The 7,336-nt window shown below is 45.4% G+C and carries 5 protein-coding genes; 3 read left to right on the forward strand and 2 right to left on the reverse strand.

All coding sequences use genetic code 11. The features are described from left to right. Positions 1–103: 103 nt before the first annotated feature. Complete coding sequence (locus AB4507_RS12010) at positions 104–2,152, forward strand: response regulator (protein ID WP_372182743.1); 2,049 nt, start codon at positions 104–106, stop codon at positions 2,150–2,152. 150 nt (positions 2,153–2,302) lie between these two features. On the opposite strand, the gene cqsA is transcribed toward AB4507_RS12010, so the two are convergent. Next, positions 2,303–3,484, reverse strand: coding sequence for an alpha-hydroxyketone-type quorum-sensing autoinducer synthase (gene cqsA / locus AB4507_RS12015; RefSeq protein WP_372182744.1), 1,182 nt, complete (start codon positions 3,482–3,484; stop codon positions 2,303–2,305). 275 nt (positions 3,485–3,759) lie between these two features. Further along, entirely contained in the window at positions 3,760–5,142 is a 1,383-nt protein-coding gene (locus AB4507_RS12020) for a PLP-dependent aminotransferase family protein (RefSeq protein WP_372182746.1), read from the reverse strand. A gap of 103 nt (positions 5,143–5,245) precedes the next feature. On the opposite strand from AB4507_RS12020, the gene AB4507_RS12025 reads away from it, so the two are divergent. Both AB4507_RS12025 and AB4507_RS12030 read left to right on the forward strand, forming a co-directional pair. Then, positions 5,246–6,142, forward strand: a complete 897-nt coding sequence (locus AB4507_RS12025; protein ID WP_136982160.1) for an EamA family transporter — start codon at positions 5,246–5,248, stop codon at positions 6,140–6,142. A 203-nt stretch (positions 6,143–6,345) separates the two neighbouring features. After that, positions 6,346–7,218: an aspartoacylase gene (locus tag AB4507_RS12030; protein ID WP_372182748.1), complete on the forward strand. Its 873-nt coding sequence runs from the start codon at positions 6,346–6,348 to the stop codon at positions 7,216–7,218. The last annotated feature ends 118 nt before the right edge of the window (positions 7,219–7,336 follow it).

Here is a 7,336-nt window from a genome sequence, read left to right on the forward strand (position 1 = left end):
CTGCTCGGACGTGATGTGTAATATAATCGGCGCCAAAATATAAGTATAAAAACCAAATCATAGAATTAATAAACGTCAGGGCTTAGAGAGCAAAGTATTTCGTATGAACGCGATTCGTAAAGTTTACCAGTACGCAGAACCGAATTTAACCCTCGTGGGTTGGATGGGCTTTGTCGGCTTCCCAATTTACTACATTGTGTGGGAGTTTTTGTTCCCGCAACCCTACGAAAACTTAGCGCTTCGCCTGTTTTGCTCGGTATTGTTCTTTGGCATTATATTTCGCAATCGCGTCCCATTTGAATGGCGAAAATACCTTCCGGCTTATTATCAAGTTGCCGTAACTATCTGTTTGCCAGGTTTCTTCTTCTACATGCTGCTAATGAATAATTGGTCCAACGTTTGGGTTATGTCATTCATGTCGGCTATTTTCCTCCATATTTTATTGGTGCACGTGACGAGAGTGATGTTTGCACAAACCTTTGCCGGTATTGGGATTGCTACCTTGTGCGCTTGGATTGCACAAGGCTTCTACCTCGAACTCACAATGGATTGGACGCATGTGCCAATCTTTTTGTTTATCTACTTATTCGGCAACTTGTTCTACTTCCGCAATCAGGTGGAACATGAAAACAAGGTGTCATTGGCGAAGTCTTTTGGTGCGGGTATTGCCCATGAGATGCGAAACCCTCTAAGCGGATTACTTACCTCTATTGATGTCATGCAGTCCATATTGCCGAACCCTAAAAGTGGCGATCAAAAAGGGCAATATGCGTTAAGCAATGAAGAAGTGATTCAGTTGCGTGAAGTGGGCGATGAAGCGATGGAGATCATTCATTCCGGTAACGAAACGATAGATCTGTTACTGACTTCAATTGATGAAAACCGAGTCTCTCGATCTACGTTTAAGAAGCATTCAGCGCAAGCGGTGGTTGAGGATGCGATAGACAGTTTCAATTACAAGCGCTCTGCTGATAAGTCAGCAATCTCCTTGGATGTGCAGAGTAACTTTGAGTTCTTGGGTAGCGACACCTTGTTGAAATACGTCATGTATAATCTGTTCAAGAATGCGTTCCATCATCGTAGCCCTGAAGATTTTCATATTCATGTCACCATGTTCAGTGATGAAGTGACGAACCAGATAATGGTGACGGATAACGGCTCTGGTATTTCGAGCGATATCATTCGTCGTATTTTCCAAGACTTTTACACCACAGGCCAGTCGGGTAATTACGGTTTAGGTTTGCCATTTTGTCAGAAGGTCATGCGCTCGTTTGGTGGTGAGATTAAATGCCAGTCTGAAGTGGATCAATGGACACAGTTCACGATGATTTTCCCATCTTTGACTTCCAATTCGGTAGAGGAAATCAAGAGCGAACTGACTAAACTCAAGACGGTGCTGATGATCAGTGATCAGACAGTGCTTTCCAGTAAAATGACTGAAATCTCTCGCTTTATGGGTTTTGACCTAGAGATTTTGGATGTGGCATCAGCGCTTCAGAATAAGGAATATCAATTTGAGTTCGACTTGATTTTCGTTGATATGGAGAGCTTGGATTTAAGAGCTAGTTGCCTCGATAAGATTGAATCGTTACTTTCGTTCACTGAGGCGCGAATCATTTACTTGTATGAGCGTCATCCTATCAAGCGTGTACGTAACATTTCTTTCGAGCCTATTTGGGTGGAAACACAAGTCTGGCTACTAAATACTAAAGCGACCATTGACCGTTTACTGTTTGACTCCAACTACGTGATGCCATCGGTTGCTGTAAAACCGCTAGAGGCCACCACTAGACGTACGATTATGGTGGTCGATGACAATGAATCTCTACGCCGATTTACGGCAATGTTATTGGAAAAACAGGGCTTTGATGTTGTGCAAAAAGAAGACGGACAACAAGCCTTAGATGCGCTTGATACCGACGAAATCGACTTGATCCTAATGGATATTGAAATGCCAATCATGGACGGTGTTGAAGCTTCTCGCCGAATTCGCAGTGCCGACAAAGAATACTCTTCGGTGCCGATTATTGCTCACACGGGTGACAGTTCTCCCGTTACCTTGGAAAAGATGGAATCATCAGGCATGTCGGACTTTATTGTTAAACCTGCCGATAAAAACCGACTGTTTGATAAAATTGCTCACTGGATTTAGCGGGTGTAATAGTCTGAAGTTCACGGCCATTGGGTAGACATATATTCAAGAAAGAGCTCAGCGAATTGCTGGGCTCTTTTTGTATCGCGACATGATAGCGTCCATTCAGTCCTGCCGTTGGTGTTGGTTATAAATATGGTTCGAAAAAGGTTACACGAACTCTAACTCGGGGTGATGGTACGCTTCGTGACAAACCGTGAGCACATGGTCAATGTCTCTTGGCGTCATATCGGCATTCACTGAAAAACGGATGATGTTTTTGTTCTTGCCAGTCGCAGGGCGGCAGAATACCGCACCGAACACATCACGTTCTTCTAAGAAGTCTCGCACACGTTCGGTGTTTCTTTCATTGCCGCACTCTAGCGCTACAATTTGAGACTCACTGCGGATATTAAAGCCAATTCGCTTTAGCCCCGTAGTCAGCGACTTAGCCCGATTGAATAAGGCTTCTCGTTTGTCTTCCGCACCTTTGATCACCTCCAACGTTTTCTCTAAACGAACCACTTCTTGTGGTAACACTGTTGAGCTAAAAATCGCAGGGTACGCCACAAACGGCAAGGTTTTAGACAGTTGTTTAGGGCCAAGGATTGCCCCAGCGCGATAAGCAAAGGTTTTTGCCAAGCTAACGGTGATGAAGTCGACTTGGTTGGTGAGCCCCAATGCTTGCACTAAGCCTGCACCATTCTCTCCATGTGTACCCAGTGAATGGGATTCATCAACGACGACCGCACAATCAAACTCTTGCGCCATTTCGTAGATGTCGCACAGTGGGGCAATGGTGCCTATTGTGCTGTAAACCGAGTCGACAACAATGACACCTGAGCCGTGGCGCTCTAACTGTTTGCGTAGGTGATTCATATTGTTATGCATAAACGGATGGGCAACTGCGCCGGCAGCCCGAATCCCTTCCCATAGCGACATGTGTGCAAGGAAATCAATATACACAGGTGTGCCCGGTGGGCAGATGGTTTGCAATAGCCCAATATTGGCCGCCCAGCCCGATTGAGAAAGCAAACAGCTCTCCATTCCAACATAGTTCGCAAGCTCAGTTTCGAACGCAGGTTTAGACTGATCATCTTGTAAGAAAATGGCAGACATCACCACGTTGTCATCGTGCTCACAGATCGCCGCTTGATGGGCTTGTTGGATCTGTTTGTTGTGTGACAGCGCTAAGTAATCATTGCTCTGCATCACAACGGAATTACGCTGGGGGCGTTTACCCAATACTAAATGCTTCTGGCTTTGGTTCTGGGTAATCAGGTCTTGAATATAGAAGTTCAAGCGTTCTTCGATAAAGGAAGGTAGTGGTTTGTTTTTTGTTTTATCACTCATAATAGTTCTCTTCAAATACAGGAAAACGCCAGCGCTGACGGCTGTATATTGACGATAAAAAGTGATGTGTCATTAGCCAAGTTGCATAATTTTGTGGGTGCTTGCAAACTCAGCATTTAAGGGTTTTGAGGCGAGTGGGTTTCCTTACGGTTCGGGGCTTTACCCGAATTAAGATAGGAATAATAGCCTTCTTTTTTATGACAAAAGGCTATTAGAATTCGGCATTCGAAGGCATTTAAAAAAGCGGATTTTGAAAGGCTACGTGCTACGTGCTGTTAGCTGTGAATATGGATAAGCTCGATTAAGGCATCCAATTGCTGCTTGGCTCCACCCTCTAACGAATACCCAATATTGATGCGTAAGCAATTGCTGTAAAGGTCGAGAGTGCTGAACAGGTGTCCAAGCCTAATATCAATGTTCTTCTCGGTAATGCCCTGAGCAAAGGCTGACTGGTTCAAGCTTGGGATTTGCAGCCAAAGCACCATGCCACCTTGTGGATTACTTATCTTCACATCTTGAGGAAGGTGCTGAGCCAAATAACTTAGGTATTGTTGGCGCAAAGACAAGATCTGAGTGCATCTTCTCCTCACGTGCTTAGCGTATTGGCCAGATCCAATAAAGTCAGCAACCGCAAGCTGAGTGGGCAGGGCAACGCCGTAGCTCGCAGCTGAGAACTGAGCCTTGTATTCGTTGATAAACCTGCCCGGCAAGCACCATCCCAAACGGTAACTCGGTGACAAACTTTTCGATACTGATCCACACCATAAGACAAAACCGCCTTTGTCGTAGTATTTCGCGGGGAGCGGCGTGTGTGAGGAGTAGGACAGTTCCAGATACACATCATCTTCAATGATCGGCACTCGATAGTGATTCGCTAATTCAGCCAGTTTCTGCTTTTGAGTGGCTGACATGTTGATCCCTTGAGGGTTCATATGAGAGGTACAAAAGATCGCGGCATCGACTTGTTTATTTTTCAAATGCGCTTCCAGTTGTTGCAAGTCGACACCATCATCTAGAGACGGGATCTCGATGATTTTTCGCGACATTTGTCCGAGCAATTCCAGAATACCGTTGAAACATGGCGAGCTAATAGCGATGGTGTCGCCTTCTTTAGTGCAAGATTCAAGTGCGGCCTTAATCGCAGACATACAGCCAGCCGTAATCACCATCTCTTCAGGTGAAAAGTGCACATCGAGCTTGGCAAAATGAGTGGATAATGCCTGTCGTAAAATCGGCTCACCTTGTGTATCTGGGTAATGGTTAAGCCTGTTGCTCATACGCCTAATAGCGCGACGAAAACTTCGTTCCAGTTCAACGATCGACTGCTCATCATTAGTGGTGCTCGAAACCCCTAAAGGCCCATTGATTGAGTTGTGAGTCGATGAGGTTTGCCTAACGCTGGACACCTTACTCTCAAACTGTGCCCACTCAGGCGTTGAGTGAGATGGTTTGTGAGGCGAGACAAAATACCCCGCTTGCGGTCGAGAATGTATCCAGCCTTGTGATTCCAGTTCTTGGTAACAGCTGACCACGGTCGACATGCTGATGGCTTGTTGCTTGGCCAATTGACGTAGCGAAGGCATGCGTCCGCCTTCCGGTCTTTTGCCGGTTTCTATCTCATCGATAAACTGATTGGCTAGCTTTCTGTAGATACTCATTGTCACGACCGCCATTAACTGTACTGGTTTTTATTGTAAAAATTGTATCTGTACTGGTTTTATTGTTCAAGGGATACTCATTCGAAACAAAGGAGGGGTCAGTATGAAAAGAAATGATTTGTTGTTAGCGGTATTCGTCATGGCGATTTGGGGATTCAACTTCTCGATGATCAAAATGGGTGTGACTAATGTTCATCCGTTGTTAGCAACCGCCGCGCGTTTTTCGCTAGCGGTGATTCCGGTGATATTTTTTGTAGCGAGACCTAATGTCGCTTGGCGCTACTTAGTCAGTTATGGCTTTGTGTTCGGTGTGGGTATTTGGGGGATGGCTTCATGGTCGATCACTGCTGGTTTATCGTCTGGGCTTTCATCGGTCTTACTTTCAACCAACGTATTAATCGGCATGGCGGTTGGCGTGTGGGTGTTCAAGGAGAGTGCTTCCGTTCGTAAGTTATTGGGTGCGATGCTAGCCATGTGTGCGTTGGCGGTATTGGTATCAGCAGCTACGGGTAATGTCACCGTTAATGGCGTGATCTTGATTATGATTGCGGCGTGCAGTTGGACCTTGATGGGCGTGATTGTTAAGGCATCTAAAACCACTCAAGCATTTGCATTTAATGTCTGGGGGATGTTGTTTGCTCCGGTGCCATTGGTGCTATTTGCAGTGATGCTACACGGTGACCAAATAATCTGGCAGGGCATCGAACAGTGGGATTGGAACACGACGATTGCGGTGCTGTTTCAAGCTTACCCAACCACGCTATTTGGTTATTGGGTATGGAATAAGCTGCTAATCCAATACCCTTTAAGCACGACCGCGCCGTTAACCTTGTTAGTGCCTATCTTCGCATTGATCAGTGGTTACTTTATGTATGATGAGGTGCTGTCTGTGGCTCAGGTTGTTGCATCAGTACTGTTTCTCGTCGGGATTGGTTTGATTGTGAAACCTGCGAGTTCATCGAATACCACAGCGACACAAACACTTGCTGAACAAAAGTGATTGAAGAAAACTGATATTGCATAAGCAGCTTTGAATGACAAATAAGACCTCGCACTTGTGAGGTCTTATTCTATGTATCGAATTTGATTAAAGTTATCTTATGGAAGGCGGTCAAGTTATCTGGAGAAATTTGCCAGTAATTGTTATGTTATATCGTATCAATAGTGAGTGGCTAGATTACTCGACATTTGGACATCGATATCATGGATAAAATTAAACAAGTCTTGCTGGTTGCGGGAACACACGGCAATGAGCTCTCAGGTATTTACCTAAATAAGCTGATCAAAGAGGGCATGTATGGGGCTGATCGTTCAACGTTCGCTGCGACTTCTGTTATCGCAAATCCGAAAGCGGTAGAGCAGAATGTACGATACCTAGATACAGACCTAAACCGTCAGTTTGCTGTGGGTGATGAAGAAAGCGGATCTGACTTAGATGAACAGGCGGTCGCGCGTCAGTTTGCCGAAAGGTATGCAAATCGGGAGCAACAATTGATCGTTGATTTACACAACACGACCAGCAATATGGGGGCGACATTAATCTTGCTGTCAAATGATGCTTTCTACCAAAAAATGGGCGCGTATGTGAAGCAACGTATGCCGGAAGCCAATATTCTTTTTGAAGACAGAAAACCGTGGGATGAGCAGCCATACCTGTGCACGGCAGGTGATCGCGGCGTCATGCTAGAAGTAGGGGCTCAAGCGCATGGGTCACTCAAGTTCGACACTCTCAAACTGATGAAGCAGATGCTAACCTTGGTTCTTGATTACGTTGAGAACCATAACCTTAACCAAGTTAAAGCGTTACAAGACTACAGTGCTTTTTTCTATGTTGAAGAGGTGAATGTGCCACTTGGTCCAGATGGTATGCGAGTCGCTACGGTACACCCAGCGATTTGTGGCAGAGATTTTGAAGCCGTGAAGCAAGGTGAGCCGTTGCTAGCGACTTTCTTTGGTTATGATATCTATTGGGAGCGGGAACAAGATATCTATCCACATTTCATTAATGAGAGCGCTTACGCTAACGCGAACATTGCGATGGTCTTGGCAGAGAAGCGTCTAGTTTCTGTAGGATAATCAGGCTCAGAATTTTCCTAGGAGCTGATAAGACTGCTAATCCATAACAAGCAAATAAGCCCACTAGCTTTGGTATACAAGGTTAGTGGGCTTATTTCTGGCTCATCGCGGCTTTCCG

It is taken from the genome of Vibrio sp. 10N.222.54.A3 (genome assembly GCF_041474095.1).
GTDB lineage: Bacteria > Pseudomonadota > Gammaproteobacteria > Enterobacterales > Vibrionaceae > Vibrio > Vibrio crassostreae_C.

What these genes read in the sequence shown, in the direction of transcription:
- AB4507_RS12020 (WP_372182746.1), bottom strand. Translation starts at nt 5,142, where the DNA reads ATGAGTATCTACAGAAAGCTAGCCAATCAGTTTATCGATGAGATAGAA.
- AB4507_RS12010 (WP_372182743.1), top strand. Translation starts at nt 104, where the DNA reads ATGAACGCGATTCGTAAAGTTTACCAGTACGCAGAACCGAATTTAACC.
- AB4507_RS12025 (WP_136982160.1), top strand. Translation starts at nt 5,246, where the DNA reads ATGAAAAGAAATGATTTGTTGTTAGCGGTATTCGTCATGGCGATTTGG.
- AB4507_RS12030 (WP_372182748.1), top strand. Translation starts at nt 6,346, where the DNA reads ATGGATAAAATTAAACAAGTCTTGCTGGTTGCGGGAACACACGGCAAT.
- cqsA (WP_372182744.1), bottom strand. Translation starts at nt 3,484, where the DNA reads ATGAGTGATAAAACAAAAAACAAACCACTACCTTCCTTTATCGAAGAA.